17 protein-coding genes are annotated in these 17,859 nt (G+C 72.6%); 9 read left to right on the top strand and 8 right to left on the bottom strand.

Annotation, left to right across the window (positions count from 1 at the left end; all coding sequences use genetic code 11):
* Positions 1-11: 11 nt before the first annotated feature.
* From queF to P1V51_02645, 3 genes are read left to right on the top strand one after another with little or no spacing between them, the layout of a single operon-like run.
* Positions 12-380, top strand: a complete 369-nt coding sequence (gene queF / locus P1V51_02655) for a preQ(1) synthase (protein MDF1561915.1) — start codon at positions 12-14, stop codon at positions 378-380.
* Entirely contained in the window at positions 377-706 is a 330-nt protein-coding gene (locus P1V51_02650; GenBank protein ID MDF1561914.1) for a hypothetical protein, read from the top strand. The genes queF and P1V51_02650 overlap by 4 nt, the downstream gene beginning before the upstream one ends.
* Before the next feature lie 30 nt (positions 707-736).
* On the top strand, positions 737-2,074 hold the full coding sequence (locus P1V51_02645; GenBank protein MDF1561913.1) for an MATE family efflux transporter: 1,338 nt from the start codon (positions 737-739) through the stop codon (positions 2,072-2,074).
* Here P1V51_02645 and P1V51_02640 read toward each other — a convergent pair.
* Both P1V51_02640 and P1V51_02635 read right to left on the bottom strand, forming a co-directional pair.
* Positions 2,071-3,942, bottom strand: a complete 1,872-nt coding sequence (locus P1V51_02640) for an LTA synthase family protein (GenBank protein MDF1561912.1) — start codon at positions 3,940-3,942, stop codon at positions 2,071-2,073. The two genes, P1V51_02645 and P1V51_02640, sit on opposite strands and share 4 nt — an antisense overlap.
* Positions 3,943-3,984: 42 nt before the next feature.
* Entirely contained in the window at positions 3,985-4,431 is a 447-nt protein-coding gene (locus tag P1V51_02635; GenBank protein ID MDF1561911.1) for a hypothetical protein, read from the bottom strand.
* Between the two features lie 222 nt (positions 4,432-4,653).
* On the opposite strand from P1V51_02635, the gene P1V51_02630 reads away from it, so the two are divergent.
* Complete coding sequence (locus P1V51_02630; GenBank protein ID MDF1561910.1) at positions 4,654-5,106, top strand: sigma factor-like helix-turn-helix DNA-binding protein; 453 nt, start codon at positions 4,654-4,656, stop codon at positions 5,104-5,106.
* Here the strand turns inward: P1V51_02630 and P1V51_02625 are convergent.
* The 3 genes from P1V51_02625 to P1V51_02615 form a co-directional block, all read right to left on the bottom strand.
* On the bottom strand, positions 5,103-6,836 hold the full coding sequence (locus P1V51_02625) for a hypothetical protein (GenBank protein ID MDF1561909.1): 1,734 nt from the start codon (positions 6,834-6,836) through the stop codon (positions 5,103-5,105). The two genes, P1V51_02630 and P1V51_02625, sit on opposite strands and share 4 nt — an antisense overlap.
* A gap of 62 nt (positions 6,837-6,898) precedes the next feature.
* Entirely contained in the window at positions 6,899-7,927 is a 1,029-nt protein-coding gene (locus P1V51_02620) for a Glu/Leu/Phe/Val dehydrogenase dimerization domain-containing protein (protein ID MDF1561908.1), read from the bottom strand.
* Complete coding sequence (locus P1V51_02615) at positions 7,924-8,778, bottom strand: SAM-dependent methyltransferase (GenBank protein ID MDF1561907.1); 855 nt, start codon at positions 8,776-8,778, stop codon at positions 7,924-7,926. The genes P1V51_02620 and P1V51_02615 overlap by 4 nt, the downstream gene beginning before the upstream one ends.
* A 37-nt stretch (positions 8,779-8,815) precedes the next feature.
* Between P1V51_02615 and P1V51_02610 the strand changes: the two genes are divergently transcribed.
* Entirely contained in the window at positions 8,816-9,994 is a 1,179-nt protein-coding gene (locus P1V51_02610; GenBank protein ID MDF1561906.1) for a hypothetical protein, read from the top strand.
* 4 nt (positions 9,995-9,998) lie between these two features.
* On the opposite strand, the gene P1V51_02605 is transcribed toward P1V51_02610, so the two are convergent.
* Positions 9,999-11,309: an FHA domain-containing protein gene (locus tag P1V51_02605; GenBank protein ID MDF1561905.1), complete on the bottom strand. Its 1,311-nt coding sequence runs from the start codon at positions 11,307-11,309 to the stop codon at positions 9,999-10,001.
* Positions 11,310-11,415: 106 nt separating this feature from the next.
* Here P1V51_02605 and P1V51_02600 point away from each other — a divergent pair, with 106 nt between their 5' ends.
* From P1V51_02600 to P1V51_02585, 4 genes are read left to right on the top strand one after another with little or no spacing between them, the layout of a single operon-like run.
* Positions 11,416-13,056: a 1-acyl-sn-glycerol-3-phosphate acyltransferase gene (locus tag P1V51_02600; protein ID MDF1561904.1), complete on the top strand. Its 1,641-nt coding sequence runs from the start codon at positions 11,416-11,418 to the stop codon at positions 13,054-13,056.
* Positions 13,053-14,003, top strand: a complete 951-nt coding sequence (locus P1V51_02595; protein MDF1561903.1) for an NAD(P)-binding domain-containing protein — start codon at positions 13,053-13,055, stop codon at positions 14,001-14,003. The genes P1V51_02600 and P1V51_02595 overlap by 4 nt, the downstream gene beginning before the upstream one ends.
* Before the next feature lie 8 nt (positions 14,004-14,011).
* On the top strand, positions 14,012-14,893 hold the full coding sequence (locus P1V51_02590) for a hypothetical protein (protein ID MDF1561902.1): 882 nt from the start codon (positions 14,012-14,014) through the stop codon (positions 14,891-14,893).
* Positions 14,890-16,059, top strand: a complete 1,170-nt coding sequence (locus tag P1V51_02585; GenBank protein MDF1561901.1) for an MFS transporter — start codon at positions 14,890-14,892, stop codon at positions 16,057-16,059. Before P1V51_02590 ends, P1V51_02585 begins: the two co-directional genes overlap by 4 nt.
* Here the strand turns inward: P1V51_02585 and P1V51_02580 are convergent.
* On the bottom strand, positions 16,046-16,879 hold the full coding sequence (locus P1V51_02580) for a hypothetical protein (protein MDF1561900.1): 834 nt from the start codon (positions 16,877-16,879) through the stop codon (positions 16,046-16,048). The two genes, P1V51_02585 and P1V51_02580, sit on opposite strands and share 14 nt — an antisense overlap.
* Positions 16,876-17,799 carry a hypothetical protein gene (locus tag P1V51_02575; protein ID MDF1561899.1) on the bottom strand — a complete coding sequence of 308 codons (924 nt, stop codon included), beginning with the start codon at positions 17,797-17,799 and terminating at the stop codon, positions 16,876-16,878. Before P1V51_02575 ends, P1V51_02580 begins: the two co-directional genes overlap by 4 nt.
* Between the last annotated feature and the right edge of the window lie 60 nt (positions 17,800-17,859).

Below are 17,859 nucleotides of genomic sequence, written 5' to 3'. Positions count from 1 at the left end.
GCCCTCGGGCCATGCCGAGTGAGCCCACCAAGGACCTGCAGACCTTCGAGAACCCCGCCCCCCAGCGGGACTACGTCATCCACTTCGATTGCCCGGAGTTCACCTGTGTTTGCCCGATGACCGGGCAGCCCGACTTCGCGCACCTCGAGATCGAGTACGTGCCCGACGCCCTCTGCGTCGAGCTCAAGAGCCTGAAGCTCTACCTCTGGTCCTTCCGGGACGAGGGTCACTTCCACGAGGCCGTGACCAACCGGATCCTCGACGATCTGGTGTGCGTGCTGCAGCCCCGGCAGCTGACGGTGCGGGGCGACTTCAACGTCCGGGGCGGCATCCGCACGGTGGTGGAGGCCAGCCACGAACGTGATAAGGAGGGGCCATGAACCTTCGTGATCGTGCCTGGCGGAACCAGTTGGCGAAGATGGTCGAGCGCCTCGACGCGCTGATCGACAGCGACATCGAGGACGATCGGCGGCTGCAGATCATCGTCCTGCGGGATCGCCTGGCGGGCGCTCTCGGTGCCGATGAGGGCTTCTCCACCACGGCCGAGCTGCGCGAGCGCGCCCGGCGCGACTACGAGGAGGCCCTCGGCGTCTTCGGTGAGAGCGGCAAGCTCGAGCTCCCCGAGGGGGGCTCCCCGAAGGACATCAAGGTCCGCAAGATGGCCGGCTTCGCGCCGGCCCGGCCCCGGCACGGGGACCGCGCCTGACGCCCCCTCCCCTCCGGCTCGCGTGAAGACATGAGGCGCCTCCTGGCCGAGGCCTATCGCCTGGCCTGGCCGGCGGTCCTCCAGGGTCTGCTCCTGACCCTGGCCTTCCAGGTCGATCGCCTCCTCCTCGGGCAGTACTCGGCCGACGCCCTGGCCTCGATGCAGGTCAGCGGCCCCCTCCTCTGGTCGATGGTCTCGGTGGCGACCGCGGCCTCCGCCGGCACCGTGGCGGTGGTCGGCCGGGCCTACGGCGCCGGGGACGAGGAGCGCGCCCGGCTCTCCACCGAGGCCATCCTCGCCTTCGCCCTCGGCGTCGGCGTGATCGCCGGCGGCGTGGTCTTCCTCGCCCGGGTGCCGATCACCGAGCTGCTCGCCGGCGCGGGGACGGGCCTGCCGGTCCGCGACGCCGCCGTGACCTACCTCTCCATCGTCGCGCCGGCCGCTCCCCTCGCCTTCGCCGGGGTGCTGGCCGTCACCGCCCTCCAGGCCTCGGGGGACACCCGCACCCCGATGATCGTCTCGGCCCTGGCCCAGACGGTGAACCTGGGCGGGGACGCCCTGCTGATCTTCGGGCTGGGGGGCTGCCCCGAGCTCGGCGTGCAGGGCGCGGCCATCGCCAGCGCCGCCGCCTTCCTGATGCAGGCGCTGGTGCTGCTCTACATCCTCCGCCGCCGACGCAGGGGCGCGCGCCTCGGCGGGCTGCGGCTGGGTCCGGAGCACTGGCAGACCCTGCGGGCCATCCTCCGGCCCTCGAAGGCGGCCTACGTCGAGAAGATCATCTTCCACGTGGGCTTCCTGGGCTTCGTGGCCCTCATCTCCCGCCTGGGCGACGTGGCCATGGCCGCCAACCAGGCCCTGATCGCCATCGAGTCCCTCGGCTTCATCACCGCCGACGGCTTCGGGATCGCGGCGGGCACCCTCATCGCCTCGAACCTCGGCCGCGGGGATCCCGAGCGGGCGAGCCAGGCGGGCTACGTCGCCCTGGGGCTGGCGGTGGTCACGCTCTTGGCGGTCTCGCTCCTCTTCGTGCTCCTCCCCGAGCCCCTGATGAGCCTCTTCGCCGACGAGCGGGAGATCATCTCCCTGGGGGCCCGCTGCCTCCTGGTCGCGGCCGTGGCCCAGCCCCTGATGGCCGCCGCCGCGGTCTACTCCTCGGCCCTGCGCGGCGCAGGCGACACCGCCACCCCGATGCGGGTGGCGCTGGTGGGGCCGGTCTTCGTGCGGATCACCGCCACCTGGCTCCTGGCCTTCCACCTCGGCTGGGGGCTGGTCGGGGTCTGGGTGGCCACCACCCTCGACTGGACCCTGCGCACCGTCTGGCTCGGCCTCGCCTACGCCCGCGGCCGCTGGAAGAGCCTCGAGGTCTAGCGCGGCAGGAGGATGCCCTCGAAGAGCTCGATCAGCTCGGCCTGCTCGGGGGCCGGGTGCTCGGTGTCGACGACGAGCCTCGCGGCCGGCCCCTCGATCCGCAGCCGATCCCGGTGGAAGCCGATGACGGTGCCCCGGCGCGCGGGATCGAGGAGGCTCTGGCCCCACCACCCCACCGGCCGCTCCAACCCCAGGAGGTGGACGAGGGTGGGGGCGATGTCCAGCTGGGAGCCCCGCTCGTCCACCGGGGGCGCCGGCAGCGCCTGCCCGGAGAGGAAGAGCAGGGGGACGCGCGCCAGGGCGGTGCGCTCGTAGCCCGGAAGGTGCGTCACGGCCGGGGTGAGCGGCGAGGCGTGGTCCGCGGTGATGACGACCAGGGTCTCCTCGTCGAGGAGGCCCCGGTCCTCGAGGGCCCTGAGGACTCGCGCGAGATCGTGGTCCTTGCGGTACATCGAGGTGACGAAGCCGCGGCTGCGTGGCTGGAGGCGCGCCAGCTGGACCCGCTCGAGCGCGGGGTAGTCGAGCGCTCCGTAGTCCCCCCTCCCGGCCGGGGGGTGGGTGTCCACCCCGAGGACCGTGACGAAGACCTTCTCGTCCCGGCGGGCCTCGAGGAGCTCGACCAGCTCGTCGTAGAGCAGGCGGTCCCGCAGCCCCCAGCCCTGGACGTGCGGGTGCAGCTCGGGATCGGCGTGGAAGTCCTCGCGGCCGATGACCTCCTGGTAGCCCATGTCCTGGAAGATGATGTTCTCGTGGGCGTAGTACTTCGAGGCGCTGCGCAGGAAGATCGTCTCGAAGCCGGCCCGCCGCAGCAGCCAGGGGAGCGCCAGCTGGTGGTAGAGGGGCCGCTGCTCGCGATCCTGCCGCTGGTAGTCGCTGGCGTCCCGCTGCCGGCCGAAGTTCGGGTGAGAGGTCAGCGTGACCGAGAGACCCTCGAGGGTGGGCGCCGCCGTGGTGCGCACGTTGCGGTAGGTGCGCGCCACGATCTCCGGCCGCCCCAGGAGGAAGGGGAAGGGCTCTATGGGCAGGCGGGGGTTGTGGGCCTGGATCAGCTCCAGGCTCAGCGACTCCACGGTGAAGAGGATCACCCGGCGAAAAGGGGCGAGGCCCAGCTCGGGAGGGCGGCCGGCGCCGAGCCCCAGCCCCTGCGCCTCGATGACCGGCCGGTAGGGCGTGATCGAGTCGAGGCGCCGGAAGCCCTCACCGGAGCCCCGGCGCGAGAGCTCGCGCAGGGCGTTGATCAGGGAGCTGCGGGTGACGTAGGCGAGCTGCTCTCCCCGGAACTGCCGCAGGTGGGTGTCGAGCTCCTCGGGTCCCTCGATCTCGTAGACCACCCGGGTGAGGCCGAGCGAGGCGCCGGTGGAGAGGGCCAGGGCGAGGGCCCAGAGAGCGAGGCCTCGCCACCTCAAGGTGCGGGCCACGCGGGGGACCAGCCACCAAGCGGCGGCGATCGTCCCCAGCCAGCCGGCCAGCAGCCCGTAGAGGGGCGGGCCGAGCCAGCCCTCCAGGCTGTAGGTCTCGATGAGATCGAGCTGCCCCCGCTCGAAGAGGGTGTTGCCGTAGAGGTAGAGGGCCGCGTCGACGCAGTGGAGGAGCACCGCGAAGGCGACGAAGGCCACGGCGGGGAGCCGCGTGGGCAGGGCCTTGATCAGCAGCCCGGTGATCGCGCCGAAGAGGCAGAGGTCGAAGGCGAGCTTGGCGAGCAGCGCGCCCAGGACGCTCCAGTCCCCCAGAGCGAACTCGTGCTTGTACTGCTCGACCCCGGTCAGGACGAGGTCGGAGAGCAGGTAGATCCCGCAGAGGATCGCCAGCGAGGGCGGCAGGAAGGCCCGGAGGCGCGCGGGGCGTGGCTGGGAGGGGTCGGGATGCATCGGCTGGGAGGGGACACACCCTAGCCCAGACGCCTCCCTTTGCTAGAGCGCGATCCGGTCCAGGCCTCGCGCCCTGCTGCCGCCGCGCTGGCCGCCCTGCTCCGGCGAGGGATCGAGCGAGCCGTCGAGCGACTCGAGCTTCCAGTAGCCCGGGGTGGGTCCGGCGGTGATCCTCCCGCGCACGGCCAGGGGAGGACGGCCGTCGGTGAAGTGGATGAGCGCCACGCCCGCCTCGCCGGCGCAGCTCCCCTTCGCGAGGCGGAAGAGCGCCCGCTGATCGGCGAAGCTGAGCACCCGGCCCTCGGCCACGCCCTCGTCCGACTCGACCCGGATCCGCGGGAGCTCGTCCTGCCCGCCAGGGAGGATGTGCTGCGCCAGGGCGAGCGCCGCACGCACCGTCTCGAGGCGCTCGCGCTGGAGCGGACGGAGCAATCCCGAGGGCAGAGCGCGCAGGCCGGCGAGCTCGGCGAGGAGGGGTGCGAGATTCATGGTGCGTGCTCCTGCGGCTTCCCCGGGTCGCCGCCCTGCTATTCCCCGCGATCATTCTGTCGGGCGCGAGTGCGGATCCGCAAGTAGCAACACTGTTTTTTTTCACCGATGACGGAGGGGGGATTCCACGGGGTGTGTCCGCCCTCCCACATCCACCCACACCGCTACCCAGTGATTTCAGATGGTTGGAGTCCGGTACCGGGAATGCAATCGGGCTGGAGCATGAAGCCAAGCCCGCAGCGGATCCACCGTCTCCGCCGGGGACGGACCGTCACCGTCCGGGAGCTCCGCCGGCTCCTGCGAGCCTCCCGCAAGGCGCCGGACCCGGCGGTGATCGTCTCCGGGCCTCCCCGCCCCCGGAGCCGGGGGGAGTGCCGGGAGGAGCCGCGGCCCTGCCCCTGGATCTCCTGCCGCTATCACCTCTACCTCGACGTCAGCCCCCGCACCGGATCGCTGCGGCTGAACTTCCCCGACCTCGAGGTCTGGGAGCTGGAGGAGACCTGCGCCCTCGACGTGGCCGAGCGCGGCGGCACGACCCTCGATCGGGTGGGCCGCCTCCTCGATCTCACCCGGGAGCGGGTCCGCCAGCTCGAGCGGCTCGCCCTCGTCCGGCTGGGCCGGGCCTGGGCGAGCCGCACCGGGGAGGAGGAGGAGGAGGAGGAGGCGGTGCTCTAGTTCGTGACGAGCTGCCCGGCGTCGGCCGCGGCGTAGCCGTCCCCCGAGCCGTCGGCCCCGCCGGTGCCCGTCGCGTCGCGATCGCAGTAGAGCCAGGTCTGGCCGTAGTCGTGGGAGAAGCGGAAGGCGAAGTCGTAGGGCGAGCCCGCCGCGGCCGGCAGGGGCACGGTCGCCTCGTACTCGTCGTTGTTCGGCTCACCGGCGCCGGCGGCGCTCCAGCCGGCGTTGGCCTGGGCCGTGTTCCAGGTCCAGCCGCTGGCGGGGAGCGAGGGATCGCTGCCGTCGGGACCCCAGCCCAGCTCGGCCACCAGCGGCGCCGAGGCGTCCACCCCGTCGCTCTGGCTGGTGATGCCCGTGATGTAGACGCGCCCGTAGAAGGTCGTCGAGGTGCCGGCGGCGGCGGTCAGATCCAGGGGCCACTGCAGGCGGCACCAGTCGACGCTCGAGCAGACCCCGGTGTCGTTGGACACGCAGTCGCCGCTGCCACCGTCGCAGCTGTCGTTGGTGCAGGGGTTGCCGTCGTCGCAGTTCCTGGTGGTGCCCGCGCAGGTGCCGTCGGTCTGGCAGGCATCGGAGAGGGTGCAGAGGTCGGCGTCCGAGCAGGGGTTGGTGATGTCGATGGGGTTCTCGCAGGCGCCGGTCGAGGGGTTGCAGCTGTCGTCGGTGCAGGCGTTGCCGTCGCCGCAGTTGGTGGTGGTGCCTCCGCCGCAGCTCGCGTCGGCCTGGCAGGTGGTGCCGCTGGTGCAGGCGTCGTTGTCGTCGCAGACCGCGCCGGTGTCGGGGGTGTAGATGCAGCCCGAGGCCGGGTTGCAGCTGAAGGTCTCACAGCCGTTGCCCCGGTCGCAGTTCACGGTGGTTCCCCCGCCGCAGCTCCCGTCCGCCTGGCAGGTGGTCGACTCGGTGCAGAGGTCCGAGTCGTCGCAGGCGCCGCCGGGGGCCGGCTCGTAAACGCAGTTCCCGCCGAGGTCGCAGGAGTCGGCGGTGCAGGGGTTCGAGTCGTCGCAGGTCACGCCGGAGCCGCCGCCGCAGCTCCCGTCCGCCTGGCAGGTGGTTCCGCTGGTGCAGGCGTCCCCGTCGTCGCAGGCGCCGCCGAGGACGGGCTGGGCGACGCAGCCGGTGGTGGGGTCACAGCTGTCGTTGGTGCACTCGTTTCCGTCGTCGCAGGTGACCGCCGTCGGCCCGGCGCAGCTGCCGTCGGCCTGGCAGACGTCCCCGGTGGTGCAGGCGTCTCCGTCGCTGCAGGGGGCGCCCGCCGCGGGGACGGAGATGCAGCCCAGGGTCGAGGGATCGCAGCTGTCGGCGGTGCAGGGGTCGCCATCCTCGCACTGCATGGACGCGCCCGCGCAGCGGCCGTTCATCTGGCACTCGTCGCCGTCGGTGCAGACGTCGCCGTCGTCGCAGCTCTGCCCCACGAGGATGCCGTGGACGCAGCTCCCGCTGGTCAGGTTGCAGGTGTCGGAGGTGCAGGGGTTGGTGTCGTCGCAGGCGGCGTCGTTGGTGCAGGCGCCGCTCGGCAGGGTGCAGCCGTTGTCGGTGTCGCAGACCTCGGGCTGGGTGCACTGGCCGTGGTCGGGCGTGTGGCGGCAGGCGCCGGCCACCTCGTCGCAGGAGTCCACGGTGCAGGCGATGCCGTCGTCGCAGCCCTCGTCGCAACCGGTCGAGGGTCCGGGGCAGCCGGAGACGACGAGCACCAGGGCCAGGGCGAGACCGGAGGTCCAGAAAAGACGCATCTTGCTTCTCCCTCCCGAGGAGTGACCCCACGATCGTGGGCGTCGAACCTCCCGACGATAGCTCAATTCCGGGCGGCGACCGAGAGCCGGTCGCGAGCCCGCGCGATGGCGACCTCGCCCGCGGGCCGCCCCTCGGTGGCCGAGGCCTCCAGGATCTCGGCCGCCACGCTCCCGAGGCGATCGACGAGGTCGGAGGTGTCCGACCGGCCCATCAGAGAGCGCCCCAGGCCCTCCACCACCGCGCCGGCCGAGGCGAGGGCGTCCGGCACGTGGAGGATGCCCCGCCGCAGCAGCACCCGATCGGCCTCGGCCTCGGCCAGGATGCCGTTGGCGCCCCCGCAGAGGGCCCGCGCCCGCAGGCGGCCGGCGAGCGCCGCGTCGATCACCCCGCCCACCGCGCAGGGGGAGAGGATGTCGACCTCTCGCTCCAGGGCGCCGGCGAGGGGCACGACGCTGGCCCCGCAGTCGGCGGCGAGGGCTGCCGCCCTCCCCTCCTCGAGATCGCAGACCTCCACCCGCGCGCCGGCCTCGCTCGCGGCGCGAGCGACGGCGCCACCGATGGCGCCGCAGCCCTGGACGAGGATCGAGATCCCCTCGAGGGAGGAGGCGCCCCACCGGGCCGCGATGGCCTCGAAGCAGCGGCGGGCGCTGCGGCCGCTGGCCGCCGCCAGGGCCCCCTCCTCGGGATGCACCCAGCGGGTGCGCCGCGCCATCGCCTGCAGGTCCTCCGGGCCCGTACCCAGATCGCCCGCGGTGCGAAAGCGGCCCTCCAGCGACTCGACGAAGCGGCCCAGGGCCTCGAAGGCCTCCTCGCGCCGCCAGCCCGCCGCGCTGGCCGGGAGGCGCACCACCCCCTTGCCGCCCCCGGCGGGCAGGCCGGCCAGGGCGCACTTGAGGGTCATCATCCGCGCCAGGGCCGCGGCCTCGTCGCGGGCTGCATCGGCCGTCGCGTAGCCGCGCGTACGGATCCCGCCGGCCGCCGGGCCGAGGGTGAGATCGTCCAGGACGATCCAGGCCTCGAGGCCGCTCGCCTCGTCACGCACCGCGTGCACCTCGGCCGCCGGCCCGGGCCAGGGGAGGCGCTCGCTCATCCCGCGGTCTGGGGCTCGAGGGCGGCCAGCGCCGCGGGCCGCACCGGGTACTGCTCGAGGAGGGCCTCGAGGCGCCGGCGGGCGCCCGGGTTCCGATCGTGGATCCGCCGCGCCAGGATCAGCTCGTTCTTCAGGGAGTGCTCCCAGCCGGTGAGCTCGGTCACCGTCACCTTGTAGCCCCGCGCCTCGAGCACCAGCGAGCGGATCACGTTGGTGAGGTGCGCGCCGAACTCCCGGCGGTGGAGGGGGCGGGCGAAGAGGGGCGAGGCCTCCTCCTTGGCCAGCTCGCCCAGCTGGCGGGCGACCTCGGCCTGACAGCAGGGCACCAGCGCGACGTGATCCGCCCGGGCCGCGAGCGCCCGCAGGAGGGCCTCGTCGGTGGCGGTGTCACAGGCGTGGAGGGCGCCGACCAGGTGGAGCCGCTCGGGGAGCTCGACCTCGGCCAGGGTGCCCTCCTGGACTTCCAGGCGCTCGAAGCCCAGCTTCGCCGCGCGCTCCCGGGCCTGCGCGACCAGCTCGGGCCGCGGCTCCACCGCGAGCACCCGCCCCCGCCCCCGGGGCTGGAAGTAGAGCTCGTAGAGGACGAAGCCCAGGTAGACGTTGCCGGCGCCGGCGTCGAGGAAGAGGGGCTCCTCGTGGCGCTCGAAGGCGTCCTCGAGGGCCGGCGCCAGGAGGCGGATCAGGTGGTTGACCTGCTTGAGCTTGCGCCGGGTGTCCGCCTGGAGGTTCCCGTTGCGATCGAGGAGATGGAGGCTCTGGAGGAGCGCCTTGCTCTGCCCGGGATCGAGCTCGGCGGCGACCGCCTTGCCTTGCACCGCCTTGCGGGCGGGTCCCTTCGAGCCTCTCGCCATCGGGGCAGACTAGCATCGGATCCACTATCATCGGAGCATGTCGCGCCCGCGCTCTTCCCCGGCCCTCCTTCTCGCGCTCCTGCTCGGGATCGCGGCCTGCGGCTCCCCGGTGGACGCCGGGGATGGGGGCGCGGCCGACGGGTCCGCCGACGCCGGCCCGGGCGACGCGGGCGGCGAGGACGGGGGCGTCGGCGACGCCGGGCAGAGCGATGGAGGGGAGAGCGACGCAGGCCTCCCCGACGGCGGAGGGAGCGACGGCGGGAGCACGGACGGAGGCGAGAGCGACGGTGGCGCGCCCGACGGCGGCGACGCCGATGGCGGCAGCACCGACGGCGGGGGGGGCGGCCCGACGCCCCCTGCCCTGCCCACCTACTCCGGGGGCGTCTGCCCCACCCTCAACCCGGGACCGGACCGCAGCGGCGCCGTGAACACCGGCTTCGGCTCCTCCGGCGACGCCCGGGAGTTCCGCCTGGTGGTGCCCACCACCCACGATCCCGCGAACCCGGCCGGCCTGGTCATCGGCTGGCACTGGCTGAACGCCTCGAGCGGCTCCTTCTACGACGACGGGGAGGTCGCCACCGCGGCCGAGGCCACCGGGATGATCTTCGCCCTCCTCGATCGCCTGGAGACCAGCGGCAACAAGGCCTACCAGTTCGACTGGCCCTTCGTGGAGACCTGGGGCGCCGAGAAGGAGGTCGTCTTCCACGAGGACGTCATCGCCTGCGTCGGCGAGCAGTTCGGGGTCGATCCGGCGAAGATCCACGGCATGGGGGTGAGCGCCGGTGGCCTCTGGCTCACCTACCTCTCGACCCTGCCCGCCATCGATCGCTTCGCCACGGTGGTCCCCATCTCCGGCGGGCTGGGCGCCGACCCCCTGGGCTTCTGGGCGATGCAGTACGCCCCGCAGGCCAACAAGTTCCCGGCCGTCGTGGTCTGGGGCGGCCCCACCGACAACCTGGTGGCCGTCGACTTCCACGCGGCCTCCCAGGCCTACCGGGACGCCCTGATCGCCGACGGGCACTTCGTCGTCACCTGCATGCACGACGCCGGGCACGCCGTCCCGCCGATGGACCCGCCGCCAGGCGAGACGATGTTCCACGTCCTGTGGACCTTCATGCAGGACCACCCCTGGGGAACCCCCGCGGGCACCTCGCCCTACCAGGCCACCGGCCTCTCCGCGGGCTGGCCGGACTGGTGCCAGATCGCGACGCCCTGAGCGATCAGGGCAGGACGAAGGTCAGCTCCACCTTGCCGATGGCGATCACGTCGCCGTCCTTCAGGCTGTGGCGGGTGATCTTCTCCCCGTTGACCCGCACCGCACGGCGGCCCTTCACGTGATCGAGGCGGAAACCACCGTCGGCCTCCCGCATCACGCGAGCGTGGACCGGCGCGACGAAGAAGCCCGGGATGCGCAGATCGGCCAGGGAGCCCGAGCCGATGCTGAAGATGAAGCCGCTCATCTTGTGGCGCTTCCCGTCCCACTCGAGCTCGGCCCGGGTCTCGCTGCCGAGGGCCACGGTCTCCTCGCCGCCCCCGCCGCCCTTCTTCGCCGGCACGACCGCCGGCAGCTCGGCCTCGCCCTCCTCGAAGATCCGGTAGAGCAGCGTGTACTTCCCGATCTCGAGGTCGTCTCCGGGGCGCAGCTCGACGTGGGAGACCCGGTTGTCCCCCACCCGCAGGCCGTTCTCGCTGCCCTGATCCTCGAAGATCAGGTTGTCGCCCTTGCGCCGCACCACGGCGTGCTGGCGGGAGACCGAGAGGTTGTCCAGCGGCAGGTCGTTCTCCCCGCCGCGTCCGATGCGGAAGGTGTCCAGGAAGACGGGGTAGCGGAAGACCACCCGCCCCCCGAGCAGCACCACCAGCGAGGGCTCGCGGCCGTCGTCGCCCGCCTCGGCCCCGGCGGCGACGTACTCGTCGAGGGGCCGGCCCCCGTCGGCGGAGGGCTGGATCCGGATCTCGTCGTAGAGGTCGAGGGTGACGTCGGGCCGCGCCGTGCCGGCGTAGACGTACTCGATGATCCGGTCGGCGACGCTGCCCTCGGCCGGGAAGCCCGCCTCCGGCCCCGGGTAGAGGGCGACGGGCTCCCCCTCGTGGCAGAAGACCAGGGAGCGGGTCTCCTGGCGGCGCACCACCAGGACCGCGTCCTTGCCCATCTGCCGCACCGAGTCCAGGAGCGAGGCTGAGTCGACCAGCCCGCTGGGGATCTGGGCGGCCGGCGCCTTGCGGAAGAGCACCGCGATGCAGAGGAAGAGGGGCAGGTCGGTCTGGCAGAAGGTGAACGCCTGCCCGGGCTCCAGGCCGGCGAAGAAGGCCGCCAGGGAGAGCGGGGCGAAGCGGCCGGACTCGGCCTGGCCGGCGCCGAAGATCTTCCCCTGGTGGATCATCAGCAGGCGGTTGTGCCGGGAGGAGTCGACCTGCAGGTAACCCGGGACGCCGGCGCCCGCGCTCAGGACCTCAGCGATCCGCGCCACCGCGACGGCGGGATCCGTTCCGAGGTCTTCGCGCTCGATCGCCGGGAGCTGCAATCGCATCGCCGCGCAGCATACTCGTTCCTGCCCTGGCAGGCAGCCTCCCGCAGGCGTTATGCTTCCGCGCCCGCCTCGATTCGAGGGCGACGGGAGGAGCCGGAGGGACGACATGCGGAGGGAAGACCAGGAACGCCTGCTCACCGAGCTGCGGTCACGGATCGTCGCCGAGCGCGTCGAGCGCTCCGGCCGGGGCCAGGAGAGCCTCGAGGAGGTCCTCGCGGAGAGCATCTACCACGAGCGCCGGCGCCTGAAGGAGGAGCGGGACGGCAAGCTCGTCCGGGCGGACAAGGCCTTCTGGTCGGCGATCCAGAGCGAGCTGCCCCGCTCCACCGAGAAGCGGCGCCGGGACATGCTCGGTGAGATCGTCAGCCGCTACGGCGAGGAGATCTGCGGCAACTTCGATCCGAGGGTCTACGACGTCTCGACCTCGATTCTGCCGCCCGCCCTCGGCGTGCTGCTCAACGCCGTCTCCCCTCGCCGCCTCCTCGGCGGGCAGGCGGGCTTCGGCCTGGAGTCGACGGTGGTGGTGCAGGGGGAGGTCGAGCACCTGCGCTCCCTCCAGGAGAGGGGCACCGTCATCCTCTGCCCCACCCACGTCTCCAACCTCGACAGCCCCATCCTGGGCTACGCCATCTACCGCATGGGCCTGCCCCCCTTCGTCTACGGCGCGGGGCTCAACCTCTTCACCAACCCCATGCTCTCCTTCTTCATGCACAACCTCGGCGCCTACACCGTCGATCGGAAGAAGCGGGATCCGCTCTACAAGGACGTCCTGAAGAGCTACGCCGGCCTCACCCTCGAGCTCGGCTACAACAACCTCTTCTTCCCGGGCGGCACCCGCGCCCGCTCCGGCGCCATCGAGCGCCGGCTGAAGCTGGGCCTGCTGGGCACCAGCGTCGGCGCCTACGTCCAGAACCTCAAGCGCGGCGCCAACCAGCCGCGCATCTTCATCGTGCCGGCCACCCTCTCCTTCCAGCTGGTGCTGGAGGCCGAGACCCTCATCGACGACTTCCTCAAGGAGGTCGGCAAGTCGCGCTACATCATCACCGACGACGAGTCGGCGAAGCCGCGCCGGGTCTGGGACTTCGTCTCCCAGCTCTTCTCGCTGCACTCGAAGATCTACGTGACCATCAGCCGGGGCCTGGATCCCTTCGGCAACGACGTCACGGACGAGGGGATCAGCCTCGACCCCCGCGGCCGGGAGGTCGACATCGCCCGCTACGTGATGGTGGACGGCGAGCCCAGGATCGTCCCGCAGCGCGACGCCGAGTACACCCACGAGGCCGGACTGCGGATCGCCGAGGCCTTCTCCCGGGACAACGTCATCCAGAGCACCCACGTCACGGCGCGGGCGGTCTTCTCGCTCCTGCGCAAGGCCAACCCCGACACCGACCTCATCCGGCTGATCCGGGTGGGCGGCAAGACCGACGACCTGGGGATGCGCGAGGTCTACACCGAGGTCGAGCGCCTCAAGGACGAGCTGGTGGGCCTGGCGGCGCGCGGCGGGGTCCGCCTGGGCGAGACGGTCGCCGGTGAGGACCCCACGGGGATCGTCGCCGACGGCCTGCGGCACTTCGCCATCTACCACAAGCAGCCGGCCCTCAAGCGGCGGGGGGACCGCATCTTCGCGACCGACCGGATGCTGCTCTTCTATTACCAGAACCGCCTGGAGGGTTACCGGCTCGACCGCACCGCGGGCACCCGTCCGGCGCTCGCCGAGGATCACCTCCACCTGGGAGCACGCGCATGAACAGCTCGGTCGCCATCCTGGGCGGAGGCCGCCTGGCGCAGTCCGTCGCCGCCATCCTGAACGCCGCGGGCGCCGACGTCCGGGTCTGGACCCGCCGGAAGGCGGCGCGCGCCGGCCTGGCCAAGAAGGAGCTCGGCACGGTCGTCGAGACCGTCGCCGACGCCTGCCTCGACGCCGGCCTCGTGATCTTCGCCGTGCCGGCCGGAGGCTTCCGGGAGGTCGCCGCCGCCTTCGGTGAGGTGGCCCGGGGGGATCAGATCGTCCTCCACGCCACCCGGGGGGTCGAGGAGGGCTTCGTCCTCCCCTCCCGGATCCTGCGGGAGGAGACCTGCATCCGGAAGGTGGGCGTCCTCGGGGGCCCCCTCCACTTCAAGGACCTGACCTCGGGCCGCCCGATCGCCGCGGTGATGGCCACCCGCTACGACGACGCCTACGCCTCGGTGAGGGCCACGGTGGGCGGGCAGAACGTCCACCTGCACCGCTCGAGGGACCTCATCGGGGTGGAGGTGGCCGGGTTGGTCGCCAACATCTCCGCCCTCGCCGTGGGCATCTGCGACGGCCTGGGCCTGGGCGACACCGCCCGGGGCGTGATCCTGACCCGGGGGCTGGTCGAGGCCTCCAAGCTCGGCGGCGTGCTCGGCGCCACGCGCGACACCTTCTCCGGGCTCGCCGGGGTCGGCGACCTGATCCCCCGCAAGGTGAGCTCCACCCACCGGCACCACAAGGTGGGTGAGGCGCTGGCCGCCGGTCAGAAGCTCGAGGACGCGCTCGGGCCCATCCGGGGTGAGGTCGAGGGGATCCTCGCCGCGCAGGAGGCGACCCGCCTGGCCGGCCGGCGCGGGCTGGAGCTCCCCCTGATCCACGCGGTGGACATGCTCGTCCACGGCGAGGCCGATCCCCGGGCTGCCCTCGACGAGATCCTGCAGCTGGATCTCGAGCTGGGCTAGAGGGCGACGTGAGTCACCGGGTCTTCATGGAGCGCTCCAACGAGCGCCGCCTCCCCGCCGACTATCGCGGAGAGGTCCTCCTCTGGGACATCGACAAGACCTACCTCGACACCCACTTCTCCTCCTGGCGCGGCCTGGCGCGGATCCCCTTCGAGCTGGCGGTCGACAAGGTCACCGTGCCGGGCTCGGTGCCCGTGCTGCGCGCCCTGCGCCGGGGGGCGGGGGACGAGATCGCCCTGACCCCCCTCTACTTCGTCAGCGGCAGCCCGCCGCAGCTGCGCGGCGTGGTCGAGCAGCGGATGAACCTCGACGCGGTGCAGTTCGACGGCATCACCTTCAAGGATCAGTTCGGCCTGCTCCTCGCCCGCCGCTTCGCCGACGTGAAGGGGCAGGTGGGCTACAAGCTCCAGGCCCTCCTGCGCTACCGGTCGGAGCTGCCCGACGGCGCCCGCTGGCTCTGCTTCGGCGACGACGTCGAGTCCGACGCCGAGGTCTTCACCCGCTTCGGCGCGGTCTGCGCCGGCCTGCGCGGAGGAGAGCTCGAGCGCCTCCTGCGCAAGGAGCGGGTGCACCCGGACGATCGCCGCCCCATCCTGCGCCTGGCGGAGGAGCTGCCGGTGACCGCCGATCCCGTCGAGCGGATCTTCATCCACTCGGCCACCGGCAAGACGCCCACCGAGCCCGCCGGCCGGGTGGTGCGCACCCGCAGCTACCTCCAGACCATCCTGGTGCTCTGCCAGATGGGGAAGGTGAGGCCCGACGCCGTCACCGCGGTGGCGGCGGAGCTGCGCCGCCGCGGGCACGACGAGGCCCGGATGGAAGAAGAGCTCGACGACGCCGTGGACCGCCTGGGGGTGGAGGTCGCACTCCTGGAGCTAGCCGCCCGGTGAGCCAGGCGCCCGAGCCCATCCTCACGCGGCCCTTCCTCGCGCTGGTCGGAGCTCACTTCCTCCAGGCGCTGGGCTACGCCTCGCTGCTCCTCCTGCCCCTCTACCTGGCCCACCTCGGCGCGAGCCGCACCGAGATCGGCGCCATCGTGGCGGTCTCCTCCGTCAGCGGTCTCGTCGCCCGGCCGGTGGTCGGCTGGGCCATCGACACCCTGGGCCGCCGCCCCACCCTCACCGCAGGCACCCTGGTGATGGCGAGCGGGCTGTGGTTGATCTTCGGCGTGCAGGACCTGGGCGCCACCCTCGTCCTCTCGCGGCTGCTCACCGGCGCGGGCGAGGGCGCCCTCTTCACCGGCTACTTCGCCTTCGCCGCCGACCTCATCCCCGAGTCCCGGCGCTCCGAGGGCATCGCCATCTTCGGCATCTCGGGCCTGATCCCGATCGTCGTGGGCCCCATCGTGGATCACGCCGGCATCGACGCCCCCGACCTGCGCTTCTTCCTGCCGGTGGTCGGCTTCGGCGTCGCCGGCTCCCTCCTCTTCCTCTGGCGGGTGCCCGAGGCCTCCTCTCATCACGAGCGCGAGCCCTTCTCGGTGCGCGGCACCCTCACCGCCCTCTCCGCGCGCCCGCTCATCCCGGTCTGGGTGGCGGCCGCCCTCTTCTCCAGCCTGGTGGCCCTCTTCACCGCCTTCGTCACCGTGGTCGCGGAGGGGCGCGGCATCCGGAACCCTGCCACCCTCTGGTTCGCCTACGCCGGCGCCGCGGCCCTGGTCCGCACGATCGGGGCCCGCATCCCGGACCGGATCGGCCCCACCAACATCGTGGTGCCGGCCATCGCCAGCTACCTCGTCGCCTTCCTGATCGCCGCGGGCGCCTGGAGCGGCGAGGCCTTCGTCCTGGCCGGCGCGCTGGGGGGCATCGGCCACGGCTACGGCTTCCCGGTCCTCACCACCCAGGTCGTCGATCGAACGCCCGTGCGGCTGAGGGGCAGCAGCATGGCCCTCTACACCGCGCTCTTCGCCCTGGCCGCCCTGGTGCTCACCCCCGTCTTCGGAGGCATCGCCGACCGCTGGGACGACGCGACGATGTTCTCCTTCGCGGCGGTGGTCGGGACGGCCGTGCTAGCGCTCTGGGTCGCCCTGGAGCACCGCCTGCTCAGGGGTTCATGAGGACCCGAGCGTCGTCGAAGTACTTGAACTGATCGCCCTGGTTCGCCTGGAAGGCGATGCTCCCGGCGGTCAGGCGCTCGGCGGTGTCGTCGACGGCCGAGATGCAGACGAAGGCATCGGTCGGGGTGGACGTGCAGCCGTACTGGGGCTCGGGCGTACCGCGCTCCCAGACCACGGCGTCGAGGAGGGTCTGGTCGGGCTCGACCACGTTGCGGAACTTCGCCTCGTACCAGACGCCCGAGGTGAGCCGCCAGCCGGAGACCTTGGCGAGGATCGACCAGTCGCCGGACTCGAAGCTCCGGTAGATCCGGTACTCGCTCTCCATGCCCATCACCGAGTAGTGGCCCATCGCCGAGCCGTTCTTGAGGATCTGCAGGGCGGCCGTGCCCGGCTGGCTCCCGCGGTCCTCGCGGGCGATCTCGGCCCGGAACTCGTAGTCGTGCCAGAGGCTCGACACCCCTCCCGTGTAGTCGAGGTTCTGATCGGACCAGCCGATCTCGTTGGCCGCCAGCACGCGATCACCCGAGAAGGTCGTCTCGTCGATGGCGAAGCCGTTGTTGCCGCCGATGGCCCCCTCCCAGTCGGTGAGGGTGGCCATCGAGCTGTGACCCTCGAAGTCCTCCGAGAACTCGAAGGTGAGCTCGGAGCAGATATCGCCGATGCAGACCAGGTCGTCCCGGCAGAACTGGTGCATCACACAGGACTCTCCCAGCCCACCCGCGGGCTCCAGGAAGATCTCGCAGCCGGTGATCGGGAGGAGGAGGATCGCGCCGAGCAGGAGGCGCCCCGGCAGCGCGAGCAGCGACGAGAGGCGCGTCACCACTGCCCCCTCAGCTGGAGCGCGGCGCCGCCGGGCCCCGGCGCGAGGACCACCGCGGTGGTGGGGCGCTCCGCGCCGCCGCGGGTCCAGAGGTAGACCCCGCCCCCGACCAGGGCGGCGCCGACGCCGAGGGCCGCCCAGCCCGCCCCGGCCCAGCCCCGGCTGCGGTCGTAGGCGCTCATGTCGCCCGAGTTGTAGTCCTTGCCCGCCTGGCTCGCGACGCCCATCGCCGCGCCGCCGAAGGCCAGCAGCCCGACCCCCGACCAGAGGGAGAGGTGCTTCAGCGCCCCACCTCGCGGGGCGGGGCTCGCGAGCGCCACGGTGGCCTCCGGGGCCGGCTCGGCCACCCCGGGCGGGGGCGCGGCGGGCTCCGCCTCGCCCGCGGTTGCTCCGGCCTCCGCCACCGGCGGGGTCTCGCGCGGGGGGTGCAGCGCCGGGCGCGCCGCCCCCAGGATCTCTTCGATCGCCTCCGGGATCACCGCGAGCAGACGGGCCTCGCCGCCCTCGACGGTCCTCGAGGCCGAGGCCACGACCCGCAGCTCCTCCGAGTCGAAGAGCTTCACGTTGAGCAGGAAGGCCTCCCCGAAGGCGCTCAGGTTCCCGGTCACGATCCAGCGCACGCCGAGGGCGCCGCCGATCTGCGCCATGCAGCTCTCGTCGAAGCAGCCGAGCAGCTGCTTCTGCTCCTCGAGCTGCAGGGCCGAGCGGATGTCCTGCGTGGTGATCACCTGGTAATCGCCCTGCCCCCGGATCGCGTCGGCCGCCAGGTCGGCCAGCGCCTCGACCCGCTCCTGGGGCAGGCCGCCCTTCGAGACGAAGTCCATCACGCCGATCGCGACCGGCGCGGCCCGGGCCGGGGAGCCCGGAACCAGGAGGGCAGCCGCGAGCAGCCCCCCGAGCGTGATCTTGAGCCTTCGCACCGGGCCGATCGTAGCCCGACCCCGAGGGTCCCCACCAGCCGCGCCTCCTCCTCGGGAAGG

It is taken from the genome of Deltaproteobacteria bacterium, assembly GCA_029210625.1.
Taxonomy (GTDB): domain Bacteria; phylum Myxococcota; class Myxococcia; order SLRQ01; family SLRQ01; genus JARGFU01.
The sequence above is the reverse complement of the archived record's forward strand: the minus strand, read 5'-3'. Positions and strand labels throughout refer to the sequence as shown.

What these genes read in the sequence shown, in the direction of transcription:
- queF (MDF1561915.1), top strand. Translation starts at nt 12, where the DNA reads ATGCCGAGTGAGCCCACCAAGGACCTGCAGACCTTCGAGAACCCCGCC.
- P1V51_02650 (MDF1561914.1), top strand. Translation starts at nt 377, where the DNA reads ATGAACCTTCGTGATCGTGCCTGGCGGAACCAGTTGGCGAAGATGGTC.
- P1V51_02645 (MDF1561913.1), top strand. Translation starts at nt 737, where the DNA reads ATGAGGCGCCTCCTGGCCGAGGCCTATCGCCTGGCCTGGCCGGCGGTC.
- P1V51_02640 (MDF1561912.1), bottom strand. Translation starts at nt 3,942, where the DNA reads ATGCATCCCGACCCCTCCCAGCCACGCCCCGCGCGCCTCCGGGCCTTC.
- P1V51_02635 (MDF1561911.1), bottom strand. Translation starts at nt 4,431, where the DNA reads ATGAATCTCGCACCCCTCCTCGCCGAGCTCGCCGGCCTGCGCGCTCTG.
- P1V51_02630 (MDF1561910.1), top strand. Translation starts at nt 4,654, where the DNA reads ATGAAGCCAAGCCCGCAGCGGATCCACCGTCTCCGCCGGGGACGGACC.
- P1V51_02625 (MDF1561909.1), bottom strand. Translation starts at nt 6,836, where the DNA reads ATGCGTCTTTTCTGGACCTCCGGTCTCGCCCTGGCCCTGGTGCTCGTC.
- P1V51_02620 (MDF1561908.1), bottom strand. Translation starts at nt 7,927, where the DNA reads ATGAGCGAGCGCCTCCCCTGGCCCGGGCCGGCGGCCGAGGTGCACGCG.
- P1V51_02615 (MDF1561907.1), bottom strand. Translation starts at nt 8,778, where the DNA reads ATGGCGAGAGGCTCGAAGGGACCCGCCCGCAAGGCGGTGCAAGGCAAG.
- P1V51_02610 (MDF1561906.1), top strand. Translation starts at nt 8,816, where the DNA reads ATGTCGCGCCCGCGCTCTTCCCCGGCCCTCCTTCTCGCGCTCCTGCTC.
- P1V51_02605 (MDF1561905.1), bottom strand. Translation starts at nt 11,309, where the DNA reads ATGCGATTGCAGCTCCCGGCGATCGAGCGCGAAGACCTCGGAACGGAT.
- P1V51_02600 (MDF1561904.1), top strand. Translation starts at nt 11,416, where the DNA reads ATGCGGAGGGAAGACCAGGAACGCCTGCTCACCGAGCTGCGGTCACGG.
- P1V51_02595 (MDF1561903.1), top strand. Translation starts at nt 13,053, where the DNA reads ATGAACAGCTCGGTCGCCATCCTGGGCGGAGGCCGCCTGGCGCAGTCC.